Source organism: Cupriavidus sp. HE11 (genome assembly GCF_056097175.1).
In genome coordinates this window covers 663,942-690,081 of the sequence record NZ_CP184466.1, presented here as the reverse complement: position 1 = coordinate 690,081, position 26,140 = coordinate 663,942, and the positions used below count along the sequence as shown (strand labels likewise).

Sequence of the window (26,140 nt, the reverse complement as noted above, 5' to 3'; positions counted from 1 at the left end):
GTTTATCGCTTCCTAAGGTTCAAGAATTTCTGTGATCTTCGCCAGTGCAGCCAGCGTATGGCCGAGATGCTCGCGCAAGGCCCGGGAGGCCTCACCATTGCGCCCGGCTTCGAGCAGTTCGATGATGTGAAGATGCTGTTTCGCGTGTTCCTCGTAACGAACGCGATCTTTCATGGAGCGATAGGACAGCAGTCGCCGGACGCGGTTGACGCGGCGAATGGCGTCGATAAAGAACGGATTGCCGGAAGCCTCTACCAGGGACTCATGGAACCGGACGCCACGGTCGTGCAGCTGATCGGCGGTGTCGGTCTCGATGCCGCCCTCAAGCAGATGAATCTCGGCTGCGCGCAGACGTTCAATGACGGCGGCGTCAAGCCGGTACCCAGGCTCCATCAATGCGGCAGGCTCCAGGGCGAGCCGCATGCGATACGATTGCAGCAGCGAGTCAGGCGTGGTCAGCATGGTGGAAAACGACCAGCCATAACCTGGCTTTCGCTCGCCCCAACCCTCCTGCGTAATCCGCGTGAGCACCGCGCTGAGCTGGGTGCTCGTCAATTCGTACCGGAGCTTGATCGCCTGCTCCGACACTTCGGTGGGCAATTCGCCCTTGAGCAGGTCGTCCGCGATCTGGAAATAGGCGGCGCTTACGGCGTCCGGCTTCGTGATGCCGAGCTGGGCGGCCAGGTCCGATGCGGGGGCGGTCAGCGACTGCGCCAGGAAAAATCCGCGATTCTTCTCGCGCGTCAGGATCCCTTTCTCATGGAGCAAGGCCAACGCGTCGTTGACCGGTGTCCGGGATACGCGCAGCTTGTCCGCCAGCATCTGGGCGCGCATATGCGCGCCGACCGGCATCTTTTCGGCTTGAATCAGTTCGACGATCTGCGTCGCGATGGATCTGTCGTGGTTCATGGTCTGGCGCCGGCCAACGCGCACTGCAAACGCGGACGAGGCTTATGCCGTCGGGGCGTCCGTATCAAGCTGGGCCAGCGTCTTCTGGAGAATCGATGGAATGACGCCTCCGCGTTGCAGCAATTCGACCTCAAGGCGGGTCTCTACAGCCGCAGTGGCTTCAAATGCTTCCACGGTCCCATCCCGGCGGACGATACGCACCGGCACCTTGCCCCGAGGCCTGAGTGCCTGCGCATCCGCGCCCACATGGATCCTGTCGCCTTGCTGGATCGCCAGGGTCTGGGGATTGACGCCGGCGGGCAGACGCAGCGGCAGAATGCCCATGCCGATCAGGTTGGAACGGTGGATTCTCTCGAAGCTTACCGCAATCACCGAACGGATCCCGAGCAGGCGCTGCCCCTTGGCCGCCCAGTCCCGGGACGAGCCGGTGCCATAGCGCTCGCCGGCAATCAGGACAACAGACTCGCCTTCGGCGTGGTAGCGCTGGGCCACTTCGAAGATCGGCGCCACCTCGCCACTCGGGACGTGCACGGTATTGGCCGTCGGCGCGCCGGGCTTGAGCAGGTTCACGAGCGTCTTGTTATAGAAGGCCGCGCGGATCATGACCTCCCAGTTGCCGCGCCGCGAAGCGAACACGTTCAGGTCGTTACGGTCGTCGCCGCGACTGACCAGGAAGTCGGCCACGAAGCTGTCTTTCGGGATGGCGCTTGCCGGGGAGATGTGGTCGGTTGTCACGTCATCGCCCAGCACCAGCAAGGGCCACGCTTCGTATTCGCCCAGTTGCGAGCCCTGATCCAGCGCGGCAAATGGCGGGCGTCGCAACGCTGTCGAGGCTGGATTCCAGGGGTAGCGCGCGGCATCGGGAGAGGGAAGGGTCGCCCACACGGGATTCTTTGATGCTATCGCGAAGGCCCGACGATAGTCTTCCGGGTTGGCGCCTGCCGCGAGCGACTCGGCGATTTCTTCACGGGTCGGCCACAAATCCTTGAGGTAAACGTCCGATCCATCGGGTGCGGTCTGCACCGGCTGCGTGCCGAGGTCGCGTTCGGCGTCGCCAGCGAGGGCAAACGCCACCACGAGTGGCGGCGACATGATGAAGCCCAGATTCAGGTCCGGATGAATGCGGCCAGGAAAATTGCGATTGCCAGAGAGCATGGCGACCGGCCATGCCGTTCCTTGCGAGATGGCCTCGCGAATCGCCGGGGTCAGCGGCCCCGAGTTGCCAATGCAAGTGGTGCACCCGAAGCCGACAATGTCGAAGCCGACCGCCGACAGGTCATCGAGCAATCCACTGCGCTGCAGGTAGTCGGCCGCTGCAGGCGATCCCGGAGCCAGCGACGTCTTGATCCACGGTGCGACGGTGAGTCCGCGTGCCCGGGCCTTTCGGGCGACCAGGCCAACCGCTACCAGGAGCGCGGGATCGGACGTGTTGGTGCAACTCGTGATCGCAGCGATCCCAACCGGATAGCGTGGCATGTCCGGGTGTGGTGCATCGGTCGTGACTGGAAACTCCGCCAGCGCCTTGGCCGTGTCCGTATAGGACAGCAGGTCTTGCGGCCGACGTGGACCGGCGATATGCATGCCGATGTTGGCGAGGTCGATCTCGATCGTGTGCGTGTAGCGAGGCGTGGCCTCCGGGTCGAACCACAAGCCAGCTTTCTGGGCGTACGCGCGGGTCAGCTCGATGGCGGCAGGCGAGCGTCCTGTCGATGCCAGGTAGGTGAGCGTTTGCGCATCAATGGGAAAGTAGCCGGTGGTGGCGCCGTACTCGGGCGCCATGTTGGCCACCACCGACCGGTCGCCGGCGGTCAAGGTCGAGACCCCGGGACCAAAGAACTCAACGAATTCCCCCGAGACACCGATTGCCCGAAGCCGTTGGGTGACCGTCAGGGCGAGGTCCGTAGCCAGTACGCCAGGCTGTAGCGCGTGGGTCAGTCGCACGCCGATGACATCGGGAATGCGCTGCATCACCGGCATGCCGAACATCACGGTTTGCGCTTCCAGGCCGCCAACGCCCCACCCGAGCACCCCGATGCCGTTGATCATCGGCGTATGGCTGTCCGTGCCGATCAGCGTGTCGGGTACCGCCCATACCTGGCCGTCCCGCTCCTGCGTCGTGACCACGGTAGCGAGCTGCTCCAGGTTGATCGTATGCATGATGCCGGTGCCCGGAGGGTGAATCCGCACCCCTTGCAAGGCCTTCGACGCCCAGCGCAGGAAGCTGTAGCGCTCCGCATTGCGCTGGCTTTCGATCTTCAGGTTTTCGATCGCGGCCTCTGGCCGTGCAAACGCTTCCACCGCCAGCGAGTGATCAACCGATGAGTCGACGGGCAATACCGGGTTGAGCAACGTCGGGTCCGCGCCGGCTTCCGCGAGCGCGTCGCGCATGGCCGCAATGTCCACCAGGGCGGGGGTGCTGGTCGTGTCGTGCATCAACACGCGGCCCGGCTGGAATGCAATTTCCGATTCGCTGCTGCCTGTCTCCAGCCACGCGACGATGCCCTGGATGGCCTCCGAGCGCTCTTCGCCCGCCATGTTCCGGGTCACGTTTTCCAGCAGCAGCCGCAAGACGACGGGCAGGCGCGCCAGCGTATCGCCCAGCATGCCAGGCAGGTCGACATAGCGGTAAGAGCCGTTAGCGGCACTTAACTGGCCTTCGGCGGGGGTGTAGGTGTTTTCCATAGGCTTTACTTTGCATGTGTTTACGTCAAAATGCAATCAAGTGGAAACCCCAATCATCCACGGATAACGAGGAGACATCTCTGTGAACGCATCCCCTGAGCGTGCCGATCCGGCACTCAATGTCCAACGCCGCCGTCTTCTCGGCGGGGCCGTTGTCATGTCTGCGGTATCGGCGGTTGGATGGCCCGTATCGACGGCAGTCGCCGCAGGCATCGGGGGCAAGACATCCCTGAAAGGAAAGAAGATGTACGCATACGTAGGCTCGAGAACCACCCGTGAACGCAACGCCCGAGGTGACGGCATCAGCGTGTTCCGTGTGGACACCGAAACGGGCGCGCTGGAACTCACCCAGCTTGTGAAAGACCTTGTCAATCCTTCGTTCCTGGCGCTGAGCGCGAACGGGGAGCGCCTGTACACGGTACATGGCGACTTGAGCGATATCAGCGCCTTCGCTGTGGACAAAACCAGCGGGAAACTGGAATTCATCAATCGCCAGAGCACGCAGGGCAAGAACCCGGTGCACCTGGCCATCGACCCGACCGGCAAGTTTATCGTCGTGTCGAACCATATCGGCGCAAGCCTGGCGGTGCTGCCGTTGCAAGCCGACGGATCCCTGGGAGAACTGACGCAACTGGTCAAGCTCGATGGCCCGATTGGTCCGCATCGCGTGGAGCAGAAGCAGGCCAAGCCCCACTTCAACCCGTTTGACCCGAGTGGTCAGTTCGTGGTGGTGCCGGACAAGGGGCTGGACCGTACATTCACGTTCCGCTTTGCCGGCGGCAAGCTGACGCCGGCCGAACCTGCATTCGTCGAGTCGCGCGAAACCGCCGGCCCGCGCCATATCGCCTTTCATCCGAACGGGAAGTTCGGCTACGTCGTCAACGAACTGGATTCGACGGTGACCACGTATGCCTACGATGCGGGAACCGGCGCGTTGAAGCCGCTGCAGATTGTTTCAAGCCTGCCCGACACCTTTACGGGCAACAGCCGCGCTTCGGAGATCGAAGTGGATCGCACGGGTCGCTTTGTCTATGCGTCGAACCGCGGCTACGACAGTATCGCCGTGTTCCAGATCGACCCTGCCACGGGCCACCTGCGCCTTGTCGAGGCGGCGCCATCGCAAGGCAAGACGCCGCGCTTCTTTGCGTCGGCGCCCAACGGACGGCACATGTATGTGTTGAACGAGGATAGCGATTCGATCGTCGCGATGCACATCGATCAAGCTACCGGGCGCCTCAAGCCCACCGGCTTCAGCGTGCAATCGGGCAGCCCCGTCTGCATGGTCTTCTCCGCCTGATCGGCACTCACCGGTAGCGCACGCCATGCAGCAAACCAACGCCCGCCCCGAAGTCGACGAACGCGCCACGGTCAGAAAGATCACCTGGCGCATCATCCCGTTTGTCTTTGTCCTCTACATCATTTCGTATCTGGATCGCGCCAATATCGGTTACGCGGCCCTCCAGATGAACAAGGAACTGGCGCTGTCCAGCGAAGCCTTTGGCTTTGTCTCGGGCATCTTCTTTATCGGCTATTTTCTGTTCGAGGTGCCCAGCAACGTGATGCTGAACCGCTTCGGCGCGCGGCGGTGGATCGCGAGAATCCTGGTGTCGTGGGGTGCCATCGCCGTGGTCAGCGCATTCGTGCAGAACGCGCAGCAACTTTACGTGCTGCGCTTTCTCCTGGGCGTGGCCGAGGCGGGTTTCTTTCCCGGCATCATCGTCTACCTGACCTACTGGTTCCGGGCAAAGGAGCTGGCAACAACCGTGGCGCTGTTCACGGCGGCGATCCCGGTGTCGTACATCATCGGCGCACCGCTTAGCACCTGGATCATGGATAACGTGCATTGGCTTGCGTGGAGCGGATGGCGCTGGATGCTGTTGCTCGAAGGCGCCCCGGCCGTGATCGGTGGCGTGCTCTGCTACCTGTACCTGACCGATCGTCCTGCCGATGCCCGCTGGCTGACGGCCGATGAGAAGCAATGGCTGACGGACGAACTGGAGCGCGACCGCAAGGCGCGTCCGCAGGCAGTGCACCTGAGCACGCTCAAGGTCATGCAGAGCCCCAAGGTGCTGTACCTGGCGTTCATCTACTTTGTCTACCAGTGCGGCAGCCTGGGGGTCGGCTACTGGATGCCGCAGATCATTGCCGGGTTCTCTTCCTCGCTCACGCATACACAGGTGGGCGTGATCGCGATGGCGCCGTACCTGTTTGCCACGGTGGTGATGATCCTATGGTCGCGCAGTTCCGATCGCCGCAATGAACGCCGGCTTCACTCGGCGCTGCCCCTGGCCCTGGCGGCCGTCTCGCTGGTTGGTGCGGGCATGGTCGGCAATCCCTATGCCGCCATTGCGTTGATCAGCCTGAGCCTGGCGGGTCTCTACGCGTTCAAGTCTCCGTTCTGGGCATTGCCCACGCTGTTCCTGAGTCGCTCGACAGCGGCCGTCTCGATCGCCGTGATCAATTCGATCGGAAACCTCGGGGGATTCGCCGGACCGTTTGCGATCGGCTACATCAAGGGCCAGACGCATAGTGCCTCGACAGGCCTGTTGTTCCTCGCGGGTTTGCTCGTGATCTCGTTCCTCATGACCTTCTTCATCCGTATCACCGAGCACCGCGAAGAAGACCTTGCGCCGGCGCCGATTCGTCACCGTACGAGCCACCGCCAATAGTCACCCCGTCAAGCCCGGCAGCAGGAAGCCGAGGTCGATTCCGGAAGGCGCGCTGGCCAGGCACGAATGGCTGAAGCACTGCCGCGCTTTATCGCCGCCCGGTCGACTTGCGTCGGATCCATTCCGCAAACGCCTCGTCCTCAATGCGGTAGTCGCCAATTCCAAGGCGGGTGACCGCATTGGTTGCCTGCAGGCGACGAAGCGCCTGCGCGACTGTATTCTTGGTCGCGGTCTTCTCAAGCAGTTCAGAAAGCCTGGCCAGGCCGGCGACGCCGTGGAGATCCGATTCGCCTCGGGCGATCAGCGTAATGATTGCCTGATCGGCGGGAATGAGCGTTGACCACTGCTTGAAAAAGTGCTCGTCGGAGAATACCGAAGCTTTGGTGTGCTCCAACGCGCTGGCTTCACCCTGCACCTGATAGAGCATGTACCGCTCGACGAACCGCTTGAAGAACTCGGGCGTATGGTGCAGTTCGGAAAACGCGTGCTTGCCTTGCTGCAACGTGAGCGTCTTCCGGGCCATGGTGTTCAGGAGCTTGACGGTGAACTCGACAAATTCGTCCCCCAGCAGAGGAAAAGGCTCGAGCGCCGCCCAGTTGTAGAACGGCTCCGAAGCGCGTGCAAACATCTCGCGTAGCGTTGTCTCGGAACTGCCGGCAAAGATCACCTTGATGCGTTCCTTGCGGATGTCCAGGGCAGCGCGCAACGCGTGTGCAAAGTCCGCATGGTTGGCGCTTGCGAGGACTTGCGCTTCGTCGATGACCAGTAGCAGCGGGCGCTTCTGCTTGTCCAGCTGTTTCAGGACTTCGCGGAGCGCCATCGAACGGTCGGAGGGGGCGGCGAGGTCGGCTTCCAGGGATCCTTCCGCGCCCCCTGGCAGTTTTGCGCCGACCTTGACCTTGCGTACGGGCTTTGCCAGCCTGGCCACGATGGCCTTCACGCCCTGCGGCTCCAAAGCCTCCGCCAGCGCTGCAACCAGGGCGGCGTCCGGTGAGGAACGGTTATCCCAGAGATTCGTATAGGCGACGAGATAACCGCGTTCCACCGCAGCGGGCAACAAGTCGCGGCGCAGGAACTCGGTTTTTCCCATCCGACGTCGCGCAAACAGACCGCGGGCCGACGAGAGCTTCAGATCGAAAGCCTGAAGATAGGTGTGGGCGAGATCCGGACGGGGAAAGTGCCAGGGATCCGAATCCGCGGTTTCATGAGGTTTCATCGGAAATGAAAGGTTTCACGAGTGATGAAGCCGGATGATACCGCACGGCTGCGGTGCAGGGCGCCCAGCGACGTCATCCTCGGTCGTCGCCGAGCAATTTTTGTAAAAAGTGCCTTATACGCTGCTAGTGCGGCGGGGAAATGAGCGCATGGCGCGCTTGCGCCGTCCTCGCACAACAGCTTGACTGAGCAGAAACTCTTCCCTACTATTGGACCGTACCAATTAAATGGTAGGTACTAATAAAATACCCCATGGAGGAGACACATGAAGAAGCGGAGACTGCTTCTGGCCGCAGTCGGCCTGTTTATTAGTGCGGCATTGCCCTCGGCCAATGCCGCCAGCGCATGGCCATCGGCACCTGTCACCATCGTTGTGCCGTTTGCGGCAGGGCAGACCGGGGACATCATTGCACGCCTTCTTGGCAAGGAGTTGGCGGAGCGGCTGAAGCAGCCGTTCGTCGTGGAGAACAAGGGCGGGGGCGGCGGCCGGATTGGGACGGCGTTCGTTGCAAAGGCCAAGGCTGACGGCTACACGCTACTCATGACGAGTACCGGCCCCTACGCGATCGCGCCGGCGCTATATCCCCGGACGATGCAGTACGACCCGGTGCGCGACTTCACAGGGATCGCGGAAACCGCCACGACGCCACAGATCATCGCGGTGTCTCCGAAGTCGGGCATCAACACCTTCGCTGATCTGGTGAAGCAGGCCAAGACAAGCGATATGTCGTATGGCTCCGCTGGCAATGGCTCCACCCAGCATCTGACCATGGAGCTCCTGAAGAAGGAACTGGGCTTCCCTCTGGTTCACGTGCCCTTCAAAGGCAGTTCGGAGTCGAAGACGCAAGTCATCAGCGGGATGATTCCGGTGACATCGGATTCGCTTCCTGCCATCTACACGAACATCAAGTCGGGCCAGATGAAGGCCATCGCGGTGGTGGACAAGCAGCGCTCCGCCTATCTGCCTGACGTCCCGACGCTTGCAGAGTCCGGATTCCCGGCGCTCTCGACGGTCGCCTTCTTCGGACTGGTTGCGCCGAAGAACACGCCCAGGGACGTCGTCAACCTCCTGAACAAAACGCTGACGGAAATCTACCGGACGCCCGAATTCCAGCAAAAGATGAAGGAACTCGCGATGACGCCCCCGGCAGAGAAAACGGCCGAACAGTTCACCGCCTACCTGACGGATGAGGTCGCTCGCTGGAAGAAGATTGTTCAGGACTCCAACGTCAAGGTCGAGGACTACTGAGGACAGCGCAATGCGTATCGTCAACATCTTCCACAAGCCACTGCGCTTGCAGAGCAACATCGCCAACGCCCTCGTCAATTTTTCCGAGCACACCGTCTCACTGGTCGCGATGGTGTCTGACCAGATCCGCAACGGCCGCCCGGTGGTGGGTTACGCGTTCGACTCCATTGGTCGCTACGACCAGGAGGGCATTCTCGGGGGGCGGATGATTCCTCGATTGCTGAAAGCGGAGCCGGAATCGCTGCTAGGCGACGACGGGCGTCTGTCGCCGGCGAAAATCCTGCGCTGTGCCATGCAGAATGAAAAGCCGGGTGGCCATGGTGACCGCGCGCATGCGGCCGCTGCGCTGGAGCTGGCAGCCTGGGACTTGCTGGCCAAGCTGGACGACGTCCCGGCGGCCGTGGCCATTGCCCGCCATTGCGGCCGTGAGGCCGATGCACGTATTGGCGTCTATGCCGCTGGCGGCTACTACTACCCCGGCGAAGATGTGCTGGGGTTACGCCGGGAGATCGAGCGGCATATCTCCCGCGGCTTTGAGCGCTTCAAGATCAAGATTGGCGGCGCACCGCTGGGCCAGGACCTGGAGCGTGTGCAGGCCGCTGTCGATGCGGCCCGGAAGGCCGGTGAGGGTGCGCGTGTCGCCGTGGACGCCAATGGCCGCTTCGACGTAGAGCAGGCGATTTCTTACGGCAACGCCATGCGCGAGTTCTCCCTGATGTGGTACGAGGAACCGTGCGATCCGCTCGACTACGCCAGCAATGCAGAGTTGGCGCGTCACTATCAAGGAGCGCTGGCTACCGGCGAAAACCTGTTCTCCTCGCAGGACGTCAAGAACCTTGTCCTGTTTGGCGGCATGCGTCGTGATCTGGATATCTTCCAGATGGACTCGGGGCTGTCGTACGGGGTCACCGGATACCTTCACATGCTCCATGAAATGGAACAGCGGGGCTATTCGCGGCGCTTCGCCTTTCCACATGGCGGCCAACTCCTGGCCCTGCACGTGGTGGCCGGCCTTGGCCTGGGAGGCTGCGAGGTCTATCCGGACATCTTCCAGCCGCTCGGTGGCTTTGGCGGCGATACCCGCATTGCGGGTGGTTCCGTCGCGCTCCCGTCGCTTCCTGGCTTCGGGTTCGAAGGCAAATCCGAACTGTGGCAAGAACTGGCTTCACTTCAATCCTGAATATCATGAGAGAGATTCACGTAGACACACTGACCGATGCCGTCGCCCAGTTGTGCATCGATGCTTGCCACCGTTTGCCCGACAACCTGGTGGAGAGCTTCCACAAGGCCGCCGAGAAGGAAGTCTCTCCGCTGGGCAAGTCGGTGCTCATGAAACTGATCGACAACGACCGCATCGCGCGGGAAAACGATGTCTCGTATTGCCACGACACCGGACTGGCAATTGTCTTCGTGGAAGTCGGCCAGGATGTGCATATCGTCGGCGGGCACTACGAAGATGCCATTCAGGCGGGCGTACGCAAGGGGTATGCCGATGGCTACATGCGCAAATCCGTCGTCTCGGACCCGCTTCTTCGCGTGAACAGCAACGACAACACGCCGGCGGTCGTCCATACGGAAATCGTCCCAGGCGACAACATTGAAGTCACCGTGGTTCCCAAGGGCGGTGGCAGCGAAAACTGGAGCACGATGAAGTTTCTGCTTCCGGGCGAAGGGGCGGAAGGCGTCAAGCAGTTTGTCCTGTCGGCGATTGAAGCTGCGGGTGGTGCCGCATGTCCACCGCTGACCGTTGGCGTGGGTATCGGTGGCAGTTTCGACAAGGTCACAGCCATCGCGAAGAAGGCGATCCTGCGGGACATTGGCGTGCACCACAAGGAGCCGCATGTGGCGAAGCTGGAAGCCGAGCTTCTCGATGCCATCAACAAGACCGGGATCGGGCCGCAAGGTTATGGCGGAGTCAACACGGCGCTCTGGGTCTCGGTCGAGACCTACGCTTGCCACATTACGGCGTTGCCGGTAGCCGTGAACATCCAATGCCACGCCGGCCGTCGTGCCACCGCGGTGATCTGAGGAGGGGTGACCATGGCAACGCATCGACTCACCACGCCTCTGACTGACGAGGCCATTCGCAAACTCAACATTGGTGATGAAGTACTCCTGTCAGGCACCATTTACATGGCCCGTGACGCCGCCCACAAACGTTTCGTCGATACGTTGGCGCGCGGCGAGCCTTTACCGGTCGACCTCAAGGGGCAAGTAGTGTTCTATGGCGGCCCGGGGCCCGCCAAGCCGGGCCACGTCATTGGCGTGGTAGCGCCGACGTCGGCCTATCGCATGGATCCCTATGCGACGGTGCTGTTCGACTATGGCGTAAAGGGTGCGATCGGCAAGGGAGACCGGGGCGACGCCATCCGGGCGTCATGCAAAGCCAACACCGCCGTCTGCTTCTCCGCAATTGGCGGCATTTCGGCAACGCTGTTCTCCTGCATCAAGTCTGCCGAAATCATCGCGTACGAAGACTTGAAGACAGAGGCCGTCCAGCGTCTTGTCATCGAGGACTTTCCTTTGCTGGTTACCAACGACGCGCAGGGCCGGGATATGTATGAAGAGGAAGTGGCGCGCTTCAGGCAGCTGTTGAGCAGCTGATAGCCGGACTTTGTGTACGATAGCGCCTGTCGAAGCCCGGGCGCCCGCCCGGCATTCTTTATATTGAGCCGGGCGTGCACTTGGGCTCGCCTGTTTTGGGACCGATTGAACAGTGCGTTATACAGAACTGGCAAATACCCTTGTAAAGGGCATCACAGAGGGAACATTCGCTGTTGGAGACCAACTGCCAAGCGAAGTGGCGCTCGCAGGGCAGTATGACGTCAGCCGCACCACGGTCCGTGCTGCACTCGATATCGTCGAGGGCCTGGGTTTGATCACGCGTCGCCGCCGTGCGGGGACGGTCGTTTGCTCGAATACCACCTCCAACACCTATACAAGATCCGTCAACACGATTGAGGATCTGGTGAACTACGCCAGCCATACCGAGCGGGAGGTCCTCAGTGTGGCGAATGTCGTGGCGGACGAGCAATTGGCGGCAGCCCTGGAGTGCAAGCCGGGAGCGACCTGGTTGAGGATTCGGACGCTGCGCACCGAGATGGACAGCGAAGGTACGCCGCTCTGCTGGAACGACGCCTATGTCGAGCCCGACATCGGCCAGCGAATTGCTCCTCTTGTGCCGAACGGCTCCGGGCTGCTTAGCCAGATTATCGAGCAGACCGTGGGTGTCACTGTCGCGGATATCAAGCAGACCATCGGTGCCACGACCATTACAGGCGAGATGGCGCGGCGATTGCTGGTTGAGCCCGGTGTTGCGGGGCTCGAAATTACCCGCACCTATCAGGATGATGCGAAGCGGCCGTTTCTCATTACGGTCAATACCTACCCGGCGGACAAGTTTCGCTTCACGTTCTGGATGCATCGGACGCCGACGACCGGCTGACACGATACGTACCGTTGGAGTTCGCGGTAGTTGTCCGGCCGGGTGTGCGACACTTGCGCAACAAGATATTCAAGTTGCAAATGAGCGCCACCACAGTCGACATCATCATCTACCCCGGCTTCAAAGCGATTGAAGCGGTGGGTGCCATCAACGTCTTCGATTACGCGAACACAAGGTTGCGGCAGTTGAACCGGCCCGCCTTCTACGACCTGCGGCTGGTTGCCGCGCGGGCGGAGGCGGTTCAGTCGGATACCCTCATCTCGTTGCAGCCTGACAAAACACTCAGCCCGCTCGCGATACCTGACGTTGCGGTAGTCGTGGGTTCCCGCGACATCCTGGGCGCACTGGAGTCGGCGGCGCCGATCGTGGAGTGGTTCCGGGATTGTGGCCGTCGCGCCAGGAAGGTGGTGGGTCTGTGCTCGGCGAGCTTCTTTCTGGCAGAAGCCGGGTTGCTGAGCGGCCGGCGCGCCGCGACCCACTGGAGTGTGGCGGAGCTGATGCAGCAGCGCTATCCGGACATCGAGGTCGATGCGGATGCAATTTTTGTCAGGGATGGTGATATATGGACGTCGGCAGGCGTCACCGCTGTCTTCGACCTGATGCTCGCAATGGTGGAGGACGACTTGGGTCGCGACATCGCCCTTGCAGTGGCGCGTGACCTGGTCGTCTACCTTAAGCGTCCTGGCGGCCAATCCCAGTTCAGCTCGCATTTACAGAGTCAAATGACGAGCAATCCCACGATCCGTCAGATTCAGGCATATATCAACGACGCCCCGGATGCGGATTTGTCCATCGCAGCCCTGGCTGAGCGCGCGGCAATGAGCTTGAGGAATTTTTCTCGCGTATTCCAGCGTGAGGTGGGCCAGTCGCCGTCGGACTATGTGGAGCAATGCCGGATCGCCGCCGCCAGACGCGTGCTGGAAGAGACCGATTTCCCCCTCAAGCGGGTGGCGGCCCAATGTGGTTTTGCTTCGGAGGTTACGCTTCGCCGCGCGTTTCAAAGGCGGTTCGGCATATCTCCGAGTGCCTATCGGGAGCGTTTCGCGGGCACCGGGGTACAAAGCGGTATCGAAGCCTGACCCGCTGTGCCCGACGCCGGCGGTAGCCAGTCGTCGGGCAGCCTGTGAACGAATAGGCCGTCTCAGTACAGGACCACGGAGCGGATCGACTCGCCGCGCTTCATCAGGTCGAAGCCCTCGTTGATGCGGTCGAGCGGCAGCGTGTGCGTGATCAGGTCGTCGATGTTCAGCTTGCCTTCCATGTACCAGTCGACGATCTTGGGCACGTCGGTGCGGCCGCGTGCGCCGCCGAAGGCCGAACCCTTCCACTCGCGGCCTGTCACCAGCTGGAACGGCCGCGTCGAGATCTCCGCGCCGGCCTCGGCCACGCCGATGATGATCGACTTGCCCCAGCCCTTGTGGCAGCACTCCAGCGCCTGGCGCATGACCTGCGTATTGCCGATGCACTCGAACGAGTAGTCGGCGCCGCCATCGGTCAGTTGCACGATGTGGTCCACCACGTTCTCGACGTCCTTCGGATTGATGAAGTGGGTCATGCCGAACTTGCGTGCCATGGCTTCGCGGCCCGGGTTCAGGTCCACGCCGATGATCTTGTCGGCGCCCACCATCTTGGCCGCCTGGATCACGTTCAGGCCGATGCCGCCCAGGCCGAACACCACCACGTTGGCACCGGCTTCCACCTTGGCCGTGAACAGCACCGCGCCCACGCCCGTGGTCACGCCGCAGCCGATGTAGCAGACCTTGTCGAACGGCGCGTCCGGACGGATCTTGGCCAGCGCGATTTCCGGCACCACGATGTGGTTGGCGAACGTCGACGTGCCCATGTAGTGATAGATCGGCTTGCCGTCGATCGAGAAGCGCGACGTGCCGTCCGGCATCAGGCCCTTGCCCTGAGTCGAGCGGATGGCCTGGCACAGGTTGGTCTTGCGCGACAGGCAGAACTTGCACTGGCGGCATTCCGGGGTGTAGAGGGGAATCACGTGGTCGCCGGGCTTCAACGAGGTCACGCCCGGGCCCACGTCGGTAACGATGCCCGCGCCCTCGTGGCCCAGGATGGCCGGGAAGATGCCTTCGGGGTCGGCGCCGGACAGCGTGTAGTAGTCGGTGTGGCAGATGCCAGTGGCCTTGATTTCGACGAGGACTTCACCGGCACGCGGGCCGTCGAGATCCACTTCCTCGACGGTGAGCGGGGCGCCGGCTTTCCAGGCGATGGCGGCTTTGGTCTTCATGGTTTGGTCTTCACAGGCGTTGAAATGTGCCGCAATGGTAGGCAACGCCCCCAGCCTTGGCTGGCCAGGGCTGAACGCTTGTCCGATTCCGGACCATTCATGGCCGGAAAAGGACGGCCCACGGTCACACCGCACCCTGACTACGCCCTGCCGGGACCGTTCAAGATAGCGAAACAGTTGTCGCAGGCGCAGAACAGGGCTTGCTAGTGTCAATGGCACCGACAACCCGACGGCCCTGGCGCCTTCCGCCCATGACGACAAGCCCTGCGTTCGACACCCTCCAATACAACGTGGCAAATGGGATCGCCACCATTACGTTGCATCGTCCCGAGAAGATGAACGCCTTCAATTTTCAGATGGCGGACGAGTTGATCTCGGCGTTCGACGCGACCGATGCAGACGATGCGGTGCGCGTGGTCATCGTGACGGGTGCCGGGAAGGCCTTTTGTGCAGGCGCCGACCTGTCGACGGGCGGTGCCACGTTTGACTACGAAAAGCGCTATGGCACCGAGGCCGGGACGGTGCGGCGCGACAACGGGGGGCGCGTGACGACCCGAATTTTCCGAAGCCTGAAACCGGTCATCGGGGCCATCAACGGTGCGGCCGTGGGCGTGGGCGTGACGATGCAACTGCCGATGGACATCCGCATGGCGTCCACTGCGGCGAAGTTCGGCCTGGTCTTCGCGCGGCGCGGCATTACGCCCGAGGCGGCGTCGTCATGGTTCCTGCCTCGCGTGGTGGGTATTTCCACCGCGCTCGAATGGTGTTTCTCGGGGCGCGTGTTTTCTGCTGAAGAGGCGCTGGAGCGCGGCCTTGTGCGATCCCTGCACGCGCCGGACGAACTGTTGCCGGCCGCGCAAGCCCTGGCGCGGGAAATTGCCGACAACGCGGCGCCGGTGTCGGTCGCGATGGCGCGCCAGATGATCTGGCGAATGGCCGGGGCCGCCCATCCGATGGACGCACACAAGCTCGACAGCCGGGCACTGCAATCGCGCGGTCGCTCGGACGATGCCAGGGAGGGCATTGCAAGCTTTCTGGAAAAGCGGCCAGCGACGTTCCCCGACCGCGTATCGGCGGCCATGCCGGACTTCTTTGACTGGCGCGGGGAGCCGCCCTTCGAATAAGCGCTATCGCCTCACGGCAAGCATTCCAGACCATAAGTCAACAAGACAAGACAGGAGACAGAGGATGAACGGCAATCGTAGACATGGATTGGGCGCCTTGGTGGCGCTGACACTGGCATCGACGGTTTCGTCGCTGTCCTGGGCACAGGAGCCGGCTGGCTGGCCCAATCGGCCGGTGCGATTGGTGGTGGCCAGCGCGGCGGCAGGCGGCACCGACGCACTGGCGCGGGTGCTTGCCGAACAGCTCGGCACGGTATTTGGCAAGCCATTCGTGGTCGAGAACAAACCGGGCGCCAACGGCCTGATTGCCAGCGAAACCGTTGCTGCCGCCGCGCCTGACGGCTACACGCTGCTGTTTACATATGCCGGCGCCATGGTCGTCAACCCGTCGTTGTACACGCGTGCCCCCGATCCGCTGAAGCGCTTTGAAGCCATCGCCCAGATTGGCAGCTTCGGCAACCTGCTTGTCGCCTCGCCCAAGGTGCCGGTGCATAACCTCAAGGAGTTGGTGGACTATGCGAAGCAGCGGCCGGGCCAGATGAGCTATGGGTCGTGGGGCATGGGCTCGGGCGGGCATCTCACGATGGAGACCTTCCTGAAGAAGGCGAACATCAGCATGACCCATGCGCCTTACAAGGGCACAGCCGCCGTGGCAACCGACGTGCAAGCCGGCACGTTGCCGGTGGGGTGGGTCGATGTCAGCTCGCAGATCGGACTGGTCAAGGCCGGCCGGCTGGTCCCGCTCGCGGTCAGCGGCACCAGCCGGCTGCCCCAGTTTCCTGATGTGCCGACCATGGGCGAACAGGGCTACCCGTTTCCGACCACAAGCTGGTATGGCTTGTTTGCGCCCGCTGGTGCGCCCAAGGCACTGGTGGACCGGCTCAACCAGGAGGTGCTGCGTGCCATCGCCACTCCAGCCTTTCGTGAACGTCTGACGGCGCTGAATGTGCCGGTATCCCCGGCACTCACACCGGCGCAGTTCCGCAAGGTGGTTGCAGACGACACAGTGGCCTGGCATCACATCGCCGAGACGGCCGGCGTGAAGCCGGAGTAAGCCTAAAAAGGAAGCGGACAACGATGCAATCTTCGAAAACTGGTGGTCAGGAGCCCGCCGCGCTGGCGGGCCTGCGCGTGATCGACTTCGGTCAGTTCATTGCGGCGCCATCCGCCGGGCAGATCCTGGCTGACCTTGGGGCGGACGTGATCAAGGTGGAGCCGCCGGGGGGCGATGCCAGCCGCCGCTCCGGTTGGCAGGCGGATGCGTGCGGGCCGATGTTCTCGGCCTACAACCGTGGAAAGCGCTCCATCGTGCTCGATCTGCGTGATGCCAAGGATCGTGGCGTAGCGCTGGCGCTGGTGCAAGACGCGGATGTCCTGCTGCAGAACGCACGTCCCGGCGTCATGGAAAAGTACGGGCTAGGCGCCAGCCAGTTGCGTGAGCAGTTTCCCAAACTGATCTACGCGTCGGTGAACGGCTTCGGTCACAGCGGCCCGGCGGCTTCCCGGCCCGGACTCGATATCGCGGCACAGGCGGAAAGCGGCATGATGAGCATGAATGGCGACGCTCATGCAGATCCCACACGGGTCGGCTTCACGATCGTCGACGTCCTGGCCGGTCGAACGTTGGCTACCGGGGTGCTTGCTGCACTGGTACGGCGTAGCGTGAGCGGGCAGGGCGCCCACGTCATGGTATCGCTGATCGACGTGGCGACCGACGCCCTGAGCCAGCAGTGGGCCGAACACCAGCTTTACGACACCATGCCGTCGCGGTGTGGCAATGGGCAACCTGCACTGGCGCCAGCGGCCGATGTGGTCGGCACCGCGCAAGGCCAGATCGTGCTGTCGGCCTACCTGCAGGAGCACTTCGCGCGCCTGTGCCAGTGCATCGGAAAACCAGACCTCGCCCAGGACCCGCGCTTCCGCGACAACGCCGCGCGTGTGGCGAACCGGGCGGCGTTGCGGCAGGTGCTGGCCGATGCGATGTCGAAGGTGAGTGCCGAGCAGGCATGTGTCTTGTTGAATGAGGCTGGTGTCGTCAGCGGCGTTGTGCGCGATCTTGGGGGGGCCATGCGCCAGGCCGAGACGCACACCCCGGAGCGACTGGTCAGCGTATCGAGCCCGGGAAATCGGATGCTGCGAATGCCCGCGTTGCCCGTAACGATCGATCAGACGCCGCACCTTGATGCGACGCTACCCGACCTGGACCAGCATGGCGCTGCGATCCGTGCCGAGGTTTCCTGTCAAGGCGGCTAAACGGCGCCTGGACACCCGTGCAGCAACGCCCCTGTGGAGCGGTATGTACACGTGGGCACATCCACAGGGGCAGATCACAGGGCACAAGGCCTTTTTGTTCGCCGAATCTGCCGCCATAATGCATGTCGTCATACAACGAAGAGAGAAAAGGACATGCGCACCCCATCGGCAATTCACCATCGTTCCCGCAGACTGGCACTTGTCGCGTCGCTCATCCTGGCGTACGGGACAGGGGTGGGCGCCGCCACGCTGGACCGCACACAGCTTGAGCAGTCGGCGGGGCGCGCGGCGGCGGCGAGCTATCGCGAATGGGTAGAACTGCTGGCGATTCCCAATGATGCGACCGTGCCGGCCGATATCCAGAAGAACGTGGACTGGCTCACCAAGGCGTTCTCGCGGCGCGGCTTCCAGGCGCAGGCGCTTGCAAATGGCGACAAGCCGATGATGTACGCCGAGTATACCGCGCCTGGGGCCGGGCCGCGCAAGACCGTGCTGTTCTACATGCATCTGGATGGACAGTCCGTGACGCCGTCCCAGTGGGCACAGAAGAGTCCATGGGAAGCCACGCTCAAGGCGCGCGCTGCCGATGGCAAGTGGGAGACCTTGCCGCTGGACAAACTGTACGGGGGGCAGGTAGATCCCGAGTGGCGCTTGTTCGCGCGGTCTTCATCGGACGACAAGGGGCCGATCGTGATGTTCCTGGCAGCCTTCGATGCGCTCAAGGCGGCCGGCGTGGAGCCGGGCGTGAACATCAAGGTGCTGCTCGATTCCGAGGAGGAAAAGGGCTCGCCCTCGCTGGGACAGGTCATTGCGCAGAATCTTGCGCTGCTGCGAAATGATGGCATGGTCATCTTCGACGGCCCGATGCACCAGAGCAACCAGCCGACGCTGGTATTTGGCAATCGGGGCATCCAGCTCGTGCAGCTGAAAGTCTTCGGTGCAAGCCAGGGGCTGCACAGCGGGCACTACGGCAACTATTCCGCCAATCCGGTGCAGCGCATGGCGAGCCTGTTGGCGTCGATGAAGGACGACAATGGCCGTGTGACCATCCCGGGCTACTACACGCCGGTGAAATTCGATGAGCGTGCCCGCAAGATCATGGCCGCGGTGCCGGACGACGAAGCGGCGCTCAAGCGCCGGCTGGGCATCGCCAGCACGGAAAAGGTTGGCGCCAATTACCAGGAGGCGATGCAGTATCCGAGCCTGAACGTGCGCGGCATCGTGGCGGGCGACGTCGGCCCCAAGGCGCGGACCATCATTCCGGAAGTCGCCATCGCCGACATCGATCTGCGTACGGTACCGGAGACGCCGCCCGAGTCGCTGGTGGCGCTGCTGCGCAAGCATATCGAGAAGCAGGGCTACCACCTGGTGAACGGCGAGCCGACGGCGGAAGAGCGGGCGCGCTATCCGAAGCTGGCATCGCTTACGGCCGGCGAAGTGTCCGCCTCCAGTTCGGCCGCACGCACCGATCTGGAAGCGCCGATCAGCAAATGGCTGCAGGGTGTGATGCACGATACCTACGGGAAGGCGCCCGTGCAGATCCGGATGATGGGGGGAACCGTCCCCACGGGCGCTGCAGTGCAGGCGCTCAAGTCGCCGTTCGTGATCGTGCCGCTGGTCAATGCCGACAACAATCAGCACAGCTTTGACGAGAACATGCGGCTTGGCAATTACCGCGATGGCATTCAGACTGTCATGGGCATCTTGCAGACGCCCTTCAGGTAAGCCGGTAAGTCGCGCCGCGCTTCGTTCAGGGACTGATCGGGCGCGGGATTGCACGCATGGTCACTTCGCCAAGTGCACCGAGGTTCAAGTGGTCAAGGGCGGCGCTTGCCGCGTCGCCCCATTCCACTAACATTTGGGCACCGAGCCCGTGGTTGGCTGCGAGGTGATCGATGACCGGAGGTCGAGAACGCCTCCAGCCAGTGCTACGCGGCGAGTTTCAGCGCTTGCGAGAAGTCGGCGATCAGGTCATCGATATCCTCGATACCGGCCGACAGTCGCAGCATGCCATCGGAAATTCCCATTGCCTTGCGGGTCTCGGGGCCGGCTTCAAAGAAAATCGTGGGCGCCACGGGAATGATGAGCGTACGCGTGTCGCCGAGGCCGGTCGCCTTGATCGGCAGCTTCAGCGTGTTGACGACGTCAATCATGCGGTCCGCGTTCAGAAGTTCGAACGACAGGAGCCATGACGCGCCAGAAAACAGCGATTGCGCGATCTCATATTGGGGGTGGCTCTTCAGGCCAGGATAGAACACCTTGCCGATAGCCTTGTGTCCCTCCAGGAATTGGGCGAGTGCCAGCGCGTTATCGCTGCTTTGCTTCACGCGCAGCGCGAGCGTTTCCGCCCCAGTGGCAATCGTATGGGCCTGCTCGGACGACAAGGCCGCGCCCATGTCGCGCAGCCCCTTCTTGCGAATCTGCAGAAGGCCCTGTTCCTGTGCCGCCGAGCGCCGATATTCATCGGCAATGTTCGGATACGCGCTCCAGTCGAACAGGCCGGTGTCGGTTACGGCGCCCCCAAGCGCGGTGCCATGGCCGGCGATCGTCTTCGTCAGCGAGTTGATAACGAGGCTTGCGCCGACCGCCTTTGGCTTGAACAGGGCGGGCGAGGTAATCGTGTTATCGACGACATAGGCGATACCGCGCTCGCGGCACACGTTGCCGATGCCAACCAGATCGGGAATCTGTGTGCCCGGATTCGCGATGGTCTCGACGAACACCATGCGGGTGTTCGGTCGGATTGCCTGCTTCACGTCTTCGACGTTGCATGCATCGACCGTCGTCACGTCGATGCCAAGCGTACGGAGGGTCCCGAACAGGCTGTTGGTGTTGCCGAACACGTAACGGCTTGCAACGAGATGATCTCCCGCGCGCAAGAGCGTGAGAAACGTGGCCGTGATCGCGGCCATGCCGGTGCTGAAGCAGATTGTCCCGGCGCCTTCCTCCAGCTTGGTGATCTTGCGCTCGAGGGCGGCGGTCGTAGGTGTCCCCTGCCGCGCGTAGTTGAATCCGCCCTTCCTGGTGCCCTGGAATACACCGATCAGATCCTCGACGCGATCGAAACCAAACTGCACGGAGGTATGAATCGGCTGGTGAACGCCACCATGCTCGGTACCTGTGGTCCTGTCGCCATGAACGATGGCGGTAGTGAAGCCTTGCTTGTCCATTCCTTGTGCCTTTTGATTCGATCAGAGTTGCCCGATTATCGCTGCTAACCCTTACTCTGCGAAAGCCCTATGCACCGTGGATCGGCCGTGGCGGCTGGGGCGTAAGCCTGGCCCGTGCCGTTGTCGACGGAGGTGTGGCTGTAGTGACCGCCAGGCGGGCCCCCCGATTACCAGCCATGCAAGCGGCTCCATTCCGTGATTCCGCCTTCCTTGTCAAGAGCCTGGTAAGCAGGAAACTGCGCGCCGGTGGCACAGGCGTGGTTGGGCAGGATGCGCAGTAGGGTTCCGACCGGGAAGCGCGCGGCGATGTCGGTGTCCGGGGCGCCATCGCGCGACAGGATGCCGTGCTCCTGGTTCGCGCCGCCAAGGAAGTACCCTGGAATCACCGCGCCATCGATGCCGCACACCAGACCATAGCCGAAGTCGCGTTGTTGCTTCTGCGTGCCACGGTCGCGACTCATGGCCATCCAGCCCGCGTCGACGATAGCCCACCCTTTTTCGGCCTGGTGCCCGATCACGGTGGTCAGCACACTGAGCGCGATGTCCTCGGTCGAGCAAACGCCGACGTTGTGCATCACGAGGTCGAAGAAGACATAGACGCCCGCGCGCACTTCGGTCACGCCCTGCAGGTTCTCTGCGCTGAGGGCCGTAGGCGTCGACCCGACGCTCACCACCGGGCACGGCAGGCCGGCTTGCCGCAGGCGCTCGGCAGCCCGCACGCACCCGGATCGCTCCTGTTCGGCCATCGCGACAAGTGCCTCGCGGGTATTGAGTTCATAGCTCGACCCAGCGTGGGTCATCACACCACCCAGACACGCGCCGCCTTCATGCAAAATGGTTGCAACGTCGAGCAATGCCGGTTCATCCGGCAGGATGCCGGAGCGATGACCATCGGTGTCGATTTCGATCCAGACTTCGAACATCTCGCCGTGCTCGGCGCCGAAGGCAACGATGGCGCGGGCGGAATCCACACTGTCCGTCAGGATCTTGAGATCGCAGCCTCGGCGGCGCAGCGCCAACGCCTGCGGCAGTTTGTTGGCCACCATCCCCACGGCATAGAGGATATCCGTGATGCCGTCGTCAAAGAATTGCGTGGCCTCCTTGAGCGTGGAAACCGTGATGCCGCTGGCGCCCGCCGAAATCTGTGCCTTGACGACGGGGGAGCACTTGGTCGTTTTGACGTGCGGGCGAAAGCGCACACCCAGCGCATCCATGCGCCTCTGCATGCAGTGGATGTTATGTTGCATGCGCTGCGTGTCGATGATCGCCGCTGGCGTGTCGACGCTCGCAAGGGATTGGGGGTGGCTTGTCATATCGTCTCTGTTTGTCTTCAGTCCAGAAATTGGCCCTTGGCGTTCAGCGTCAGCACATCGTCGCGCAGGCCGCTCGCAATCGGTTGCCTCTTGTTGCCTGGCAACTTGCGCCGAGACGAACGGCTGGCCGAGGCCCTTAATGTACGAACGATAGGGCGGCTTGTGGTTAAATTTGAGAACATCAATCGTTAAGCTGAAGTGAATGATCCAGATCGAGGACCTCCGGCTGGTCGAAGCGTTGGCGCAGTCGCCTTCGCTCAGTGCGGCGGCACGCGCCCTGAATGTGACGCCTCCGGCCTTGTCGGCGCGTCTTCGCAAGCTGGAAGCGACCCTGGGGCTGGCGCTTGCTACCCGCACGGCGCGGCGGTTGAGCCTGACCCCGGAGGGGGAACGCCTTGCGCGCGAGGGTTCGGCCCTGCTGGCGCAACTGGAAGCGCTGCCGGAGTCTTTCCGGCGTGAGGACAGCCGACTGACGGGAACCTTGCGTATCGCCGCACCCTTCGGCTATGGACGACACCATATTGCGCCGCTGCTGGCTCGCTTCGCCCAGGCCCATCCGGATTTGCGTCTGCAGCTCGATTTACGTGAGACACCCTGGCCGGATCGACATGATTCAGATGCAGTCATTCACATTGGTACCGTGCGGGACTCATCCTGGGTCGCCCGCACGCTGGCGGCCAATGCGCGCTGGTTGTGTGCCAGTCCGGCCTATTTGCGCAGGCACGGCACGCCTGCCGAACCGCGCGACCTGCTCGCGCACGCCTGCATCTGTATTCGTGAGAACGATGAGGATGTGACCCTATGGCGCTTTCGACGGGCTGACAGCGGCGCTGGCCGACGGCAATCTGCGCGCGAGACCGTTCGTGTGGTCCCCGCCTACACCAGCAACGACGGGAGTATTGCGCGCCAGTGGGCGGAGCAGGGATTGGGTCTGGTGCTGCGTTCGGAGTGGGACACGACCGAAGCGGTCGCACGTGGGCGGCTTGTACGGGTTCTGGCCGACTGGGAGTTCGACAGCGCGCCGGTGACCCTGCTCGTACCGAGGCGGCGTGGACGGACGGCACGCGTGCAAGCCCTCATGCAGTTCTTCGAAGAGGCCTTGGGAGGACAAAAGCAGCAGGGATCGGGCAGGCAGGCGACGTAATCCGTGGCCTTGGCTGCATTGCAGCGGTTTGCGTTCCAACTACGCAAGGTTGTTGCGTAGGGAGGTAGCAAACGGGGACGCTGTTGCGCCACAACGCTCTAACATTGCAGACATTGCGCCACGACGCGTCGCGTGCTGGGCAAGGAATGTCAGGGAATGGGAGACGTTTGAATGTCACACACTGCGACGAAAGCGCACCGGCTTCAGCTTGATGGCGGCACATTGCTGCGCCAGCTCAAGGGGCTCGGGGAAATCGGCGCCGATAGCGAGGTCGGCGGCCGTACTCGCATAGCCCTTACCGACGCCGAGAAGGCCGGACGCGACCTGGTTGCCCACTGGATGCGCGAACTGGAACTGGAGGTCGTCATCGACCGTATCGGAAACCTGTTCGGCATCCTTCGATCCGAGGCGGATGATGGCACCCAGGCACCGCTGATGATGGGCTCGCACATTGATAGCGTGACAAACGCAGGCGCGCTGGATGGTTGTTACGGCGTGCTGGCCGGACTGGCCGTGGCGCGAGCCTATCGGCAAGCTGGCATCGCACCCTCCCGCACCATCATGGTCGGGGCCTTCACCAACGAGGAAGGCATCCGCTATCAGCCCGACATGATGGGCTCGCTGGTCTATGCCGGGGGGTTATCCGTCCAGGAAGCCCTTGATACCGTTGGGACCGATGGCACGCGGCTTGGCGATGAACTGGCTCGCATTGGCTATGCGGGCACGCTGGAGCCCGGTGCCATCGTCCCCCATGAGTATGTCGAACTCCACATCGAACAAGGCCCGATTCTGGAGGCGGAAGGTATCCAGATTGGCGTGGTCGAAAACCTGCAGGGTATCTCCTGGCAACAGGTATCCATTCAAGGCAACGCCAACCATGCCGGTACGACGCCGACACATCTCCGGCACGATGCCGGATTCGTGGCCGCTGCCATCGTGACGTTCCTGCGCCAACTCGCGCAGGACTCCGGCGGTACGACACTGGCGACGGTTGGCTGCCTGAGCGTGCAGCCTAACGTCATCAACGTCATCCCACGCCGCGCCACGCTCACGGTAGACCTTCGGGACCCGGACGAGCAGCGCCTGAAGCTGGCCGAGCGGCGCTTTGCGGAATTCCTGGAGACGGTCGCCCAGCAGGAGGGTGTGACAGTTACCACGGAGCGGTTGGCCCGGTTCGAGCCGGTTGTTTTCGACGCTGGCCTCGTGGATAGCGTCGAGGCATCGGCGAAACGCCTTGGTTTTACCAACCGGCGCATGACGTCCGGCGCTGGCCACGACGCGCAGATGATTGCCCGCATCGCGCCTGCCGCCATGATCTTCGTCCCGAGCCAGGGGGGCATCAGCCACAACCCACGCGAGCACACCGACGACGACCAACTCATCATGGGTGCGGACGTCCTGCTCGATGTCGTGCTCCATCGCCTCGGCCAGGCGCAGGCCTGAACCATCATCCGATCGGATTATCTATGCTGACCAAGAATTCCCGTGCCCGCCGGGCCGCCTATCCTGCGGATCTCAAGGACATCATGAGCGTCGAGCAAGCCGAGCGCAGCCGCGCCTGGCTCTCGCATTGGGACCAACTGATCGCCGGGCCCACGCCGCTGCGCGACCTTCCCATGCTTGCCGCCAGCCTGAATATCGCCCAACTGAGCGTGAAGGATGAATCCGTTCGCTCGCCGCTGGGCAGTTTCAAGGCGCTGGGGGCACCGATTGCCCTGGTCCGACTGATTCTGCGCCTGTACCCCGAGCGGAAGTTGGACCCGCTGGCACTGATTGACGGGAAATATGCGGACCTGCTGAAGGACTTCACCGTCATCAGCGCGACGGACGGCAACCACGGCCGCGTACTGGCGTCCGCAGCCAGGTCATTCGGCTGCCAATGCGTGATTGTGCTGCACGCCAATGTCAGTCAGGAGCGCGAAGATGCCATCGCGGCCTACGGCGCAACCATTGTCCGTATTGCCGGCAACTATGATGAATCCGTGGAAGAGGCGGCTCGCCTTGCCGCTGCCAATCCCTGGACGGTCGTCTCGGACACCTCCTACGAGGGCTATCAGGACATCCCACGCGACGTAATGCAGGGTTACGGCGCCATCGCTGCCGAGATACTGACGCAGGCAGAGGTGGCTTCGGGGCAGTCGTGCCCCTATACGCACGTATTCTTGCAGGGGGGCGTCGGTGGACTTGCCGCTGGCATCGCCAGCTATTTCTGGGAGTACTTTGGCGCGCATCGTCCGCAGTTCATCGTCGTCGAACCCGTGCAGGCGGACTGCCTGTATCAAAGCGCGCTGCAAGGCAGGGCGGCCAACGCCACCGGTTCGGTTGATTCCGTGATGGCAGGGCTGGCCTGCGGAGAGACGTCGCCCCTCGCCTGGCGCTTTCTCGAGAGCAGCGTGGACGTCTTCATGACGATCTCGGACGAAGACGCCGTGGCCGCAATGCACCAACTCGCGGGGAAGCCGACTGGCGATCTGCCGGTCTTGGCGGGGGAATCTGGCGCAGCGGGTCTCGCCGGACTGGCCGTGCTTCGTGCGAATGCAGCGCTTTCCGAGGAAGCCGGGCTGGATGCAACCTCACGCGTCCTGGTCATCAATACGGAAGGGGCAACGGCGCCGTCCGTCTACCAGCAACTGGTGGGCGAGTCGCATGAATCGGTGCTCGCCCGGCAGACTGCCTGGCTGGCGCGTTGAAGCCAGTCTGTGGCACAGGCTTGTCTGGC

The 26,140-nt window shown here is 62.7% G+C and carries 21 protein-coding genes; 15 read left to right on the top strand and 6 right to left on the bottom strand.

From position 1 onward, the window contains the following. Window positions 1-12 precede the first annotated feature (12 nt). Window positions 13-909, bottom strand: coding sequence for a GntR family transcriptional regulator (locus tag ACOABP_RS31040; RefSeq protein WP_066733130.1), 897 nt, complete (start codon window positions 907-909; stop codon window positions 13-15). A gap of 42 nt (window positions 910-951) precedes the next feature. After that, on the bottom strand, window positions 952-3,591 hold the full coding sequence (gene acnA, locus ACOABP_RS31035) for an aconitate hydratase AcnA (RefSeq protein WP_474230963.1): 2,640 nt from the start codon (window positions 3,589-3,591) through the stop codon (window positions 952-954). 244 nt (window positions 3,592-3,835) lie between these two features. Here acnA and ACOABP_RS31030 point away from each other — a divergent pair, with 244 nt between their 5' ends. Together ACOABP_RS31030 and ACOABP_RS31025 are read left to right on the top strand one after the other, a co-directional pair. Further along, the gene (locus tag ACOABP_RS31030) at window positions 3,836-4,888 is read left to right on the top strand and encodes a lactonase family protein (RefSeq protein ID WP_474230962.1); all 1,053 of its coding nucleotides are present in this window, start codon (window positions 3,836-3,838) and stop codon (window positions 4,886-4,888) included. 25 nt (window positions 4,889-4,913) lie between these two features. Continuing rightward, entirely contained in the window at window positions 4,914-6,260 is a 1,347-nt protein-coding gene (locus ACOABP_RS31025; RefSeq protein WP_474230960.1) for an MFS transporter, read from the top strand. A gap of 88 nt (window positions 6,261-6,348) precedes the next feature. Here the strand turns inward: ACOABP_RS31025 and ACOABP_RS31020 are convergent, their stop codons facing one another. Then, window positions 6,349-7,476: an ATP-binding protein gene (locus tag ACOABP_RS31020; protein ID WP_474230958.1), complete on the bottom strand. Its 1,128-nt coding sequence runs from the start codon at window positions 7,474-7,476 to the stop codon at window positions 6,349-6,351. A gap of 264 nt (window positions 7,477-7,740) precedes the next feature. Between ACOABP_RS31020 and ACOABP_RS31015 the strand changes: the two genes are divergently transcribed. From ACOABP_RS31015 to ACOABP_RS30990, 6 genes are all read left to right on the top strand, one after another. Next, on the top strand, window positions 7,741-8,724 hold the full coding sequence (locus tag ACOABP_RS31015; RefSeq protein ID WP_474230956.1) for a Bug family tripartite tricarboxylate transporter substrate binding protein: 984 nt from the start codon (window positions 7,741-7,743) through the stop codon (window positions 8,722-8,724). Between the two features lie 10 nt (window positions 8,725-8,734). Next, window positions 8,735-9,904 carry a mandelate racemase/muconate lactonizing enzyme family protein gene (locus tag ACOABP_RS31010; protein WP_474230954.1) on the top strand — a complete coding sequence of 390 codons (1,170 nt, stop codon included), beginning with the start codon at window positions 8,735-8,737 and terminating at the stop codon, window positions 9,902-9,904. A gap of 5 nt (window positions 9,905-9,909) precedes the next feature. Next, a complete protein-coding gene (locus tag ACOABP_RS31005) occupies window positions 9,910-10,752 on the top strand; it encodes a fumarate hydratase (protein ID WP_474230952.1) in 843 nt (280 codons plus the stop codon). Between the two features lie 12 nt (window positions 10,753-10,764). Further along, window positions 10,765-11,328 (top strand): fumarate hydratase C-terminal domain-containing protein, encoded by a 564-nt coding sequence (locus ACOABP_RS31000; RefSeq protein ID WP_474230950.1) that lies wholly within the window; start codon window positions 10,765-10,767, stop codon window positions 11,326-11,328. A gap of 112 nt (window positions 11,329-11,440) precedes the next feature. Next, complete coding sequence (locus tag ACOABP_RS30995) at window positions 11,441-12,169, top strand: GntR family transcriptional regulator (RefSeq protein ID WP_474230948.1); 729 nt, start codon at window positions 11,441-11,443, stop codon at window positions 12,167-12,169. Window positions 12,170-12,249: 80 nt separating this feature from the next. Next, entirely contained in the window at window positions 12,250-13,248 is a 999-nt protein-coding gene (locus tag ACOABP_RS30990) for a GlxA family transcriptional regulator (protein ID WP_474230946.1), read from the top strand. Window positions 13,249-13,310: 62 nt separating this feature from the next. Here the strand turns inward: ACOABP_RS30990 and ACOABP_RS30985 are convergent, their stop codons facing one another. Next, window positions 13,311-14,417 (bottom strand): S-(hydroxymethyl)glutathione dehydrogenase/class III alcohol dehydrogenase, encoded by a 1,107-nt coding sequence (locus ACOABP_RS30985; RefSeq protein WP_474229164.1) that lies wholly within the window; start codon window positions 14,415-14,417, stop codon window positions 13,311-13,313. A 251-nt stretch (window positions 14,418-14,668) separates the two neighbouring features. Between ACOABP_RS30985 and ACOABP_RS30980 the strand changes: the two genes are divergently transcribed. The 4 genes from ACOABP_RS30980 to ACOABP_RS30965 all read left to right on the top strand — a co-directional run bounded on the left by ACOABP_RS30980 (window position 14,669) and on the right by ACOABP_RS30965 (window position 19,519). Then, entirely contained in the window at window positions 14,669-15,541 is an 873-nt protein-coding gene (locus tag ACOABP_RS30980) for a crotonase/enoyl-CoA hydratase family protein (protein ID WP_474230944.1), read from the top strand. 64 nt (window positions 15,542-15,605) lie between these two features. Next, window positions 15,606-16,595 carry a Bug family tripartite tricarboxylate transporter substrate binding protein gene (locus ACOABP_RS30975; protein WP_474230942.1) on the top strand — a complete coding sequence of 330 codons (990 nt, stop codon included), beginning with the start codon at window positions 15,606-15,608 and terminating at the stop codon, window positions 16,593-16,595. Between the two features lie 23 nt (window positions 16,596-16,618). Continuing rightward, window positions 16,619-17,794: a CaiB/BaiF CoA transferase family protein gene (locus tag ACOABP_RS30970; protein ID WP_474230941.1), complete on the top strand. Its 1,176-nt coding sequence runs from the start codon at window positions 16,619-16,621 to the stop codon at window positions 17,792-17,794. A 153-nt stretch (window positions 17,795-17,947) separates the two neighbouring features. Then, the gene (locus tag ACOABP_RS30965; RefSeq protein WP_474230939.1) at window positions 17,948-19,519 is read left to right on the top strand and encodes a M20/M25/M40 family metallo-hydrolase; all 1,572 of its coding nucleotides are present in this window, start codon (window positions 17,948-17,950) and stop codon (window positions 19,517-19,519) included. A 203-nt stretch (window positions 19,520-19,722) separates the two neighbouring features. Here the strand turns inward: ACOABP_RS30965 and ACOABP_RS30960 are convergent, their stop codons facing one another. After that, window positions 19,723-20,964, bottom strand: coding sequence for a cystathionine gamma-synthase family protein (locus tag ACOABP_RS30960; RefSeq protein WP_474230937.1), 1,242 nt, complete (start codon window positions 20,962-20,964; stop codon window positions 19,723-19,725). Between the two features lie 167 nt (window positions 20,965-21,131). Beyond that, entirely contained in the window at window positions 21,132-22,277 is a 1,146-nt protein-coding gene (locus ACOABP_RS30955; RefSeq protein ID WP_474230936.1) for a DSD1 family PLP-dependent enzyme, read from the bottom strand. A 202-nt stretch (window positions 22,278-22,479) separates the two neighbouring features. On the opposite strand from ACOABP_RS30955, the gene ACOABP_RS30950 reads away from it, so the two are divergent. The 3 genes from ACOABP_RS30950 (at window position 22,480) to ACOABP_RS30940 (ending at window position 26,111) form a co-directional block, all read left to right on the top strand. Next, on the top strand, window positions 22,480-23,421 hold the full coding sequence (locus tag ACOABP_RS30950) for a LysR family transcriptional regulator (RefSeq protein ID WP_474230934.1): 942 nt from the start codon (window positions 22,480-22,482) through the stop codon (window positions 23,419-23,421). Window positions 23,422-23,592: 171 nt separating this feature from the next. After that, complete coding sequence (locus ACOABP_RS30945) at window positions 23,593-24,864, top strand: allantoate amidohydrolase (protein WP_474230933.1); 1,272 nt, start codon at window positions 23,593-23,595, stop codon at window positions 24,862-24,864. 23 nt (window positions 24,865-24,887) lie between these two features. Further along, entirely contained in the window at window positions 24,888-26,111 is a 1,224-nt protein-coding gene (locus ACOABP_RS30940) for a diaminopropionate ammonia-lyase (RefSeq protein WP_474230931.1), read from the top strand. Window positions 26,112-26,140: the final 29 nt, after the last annotated feature.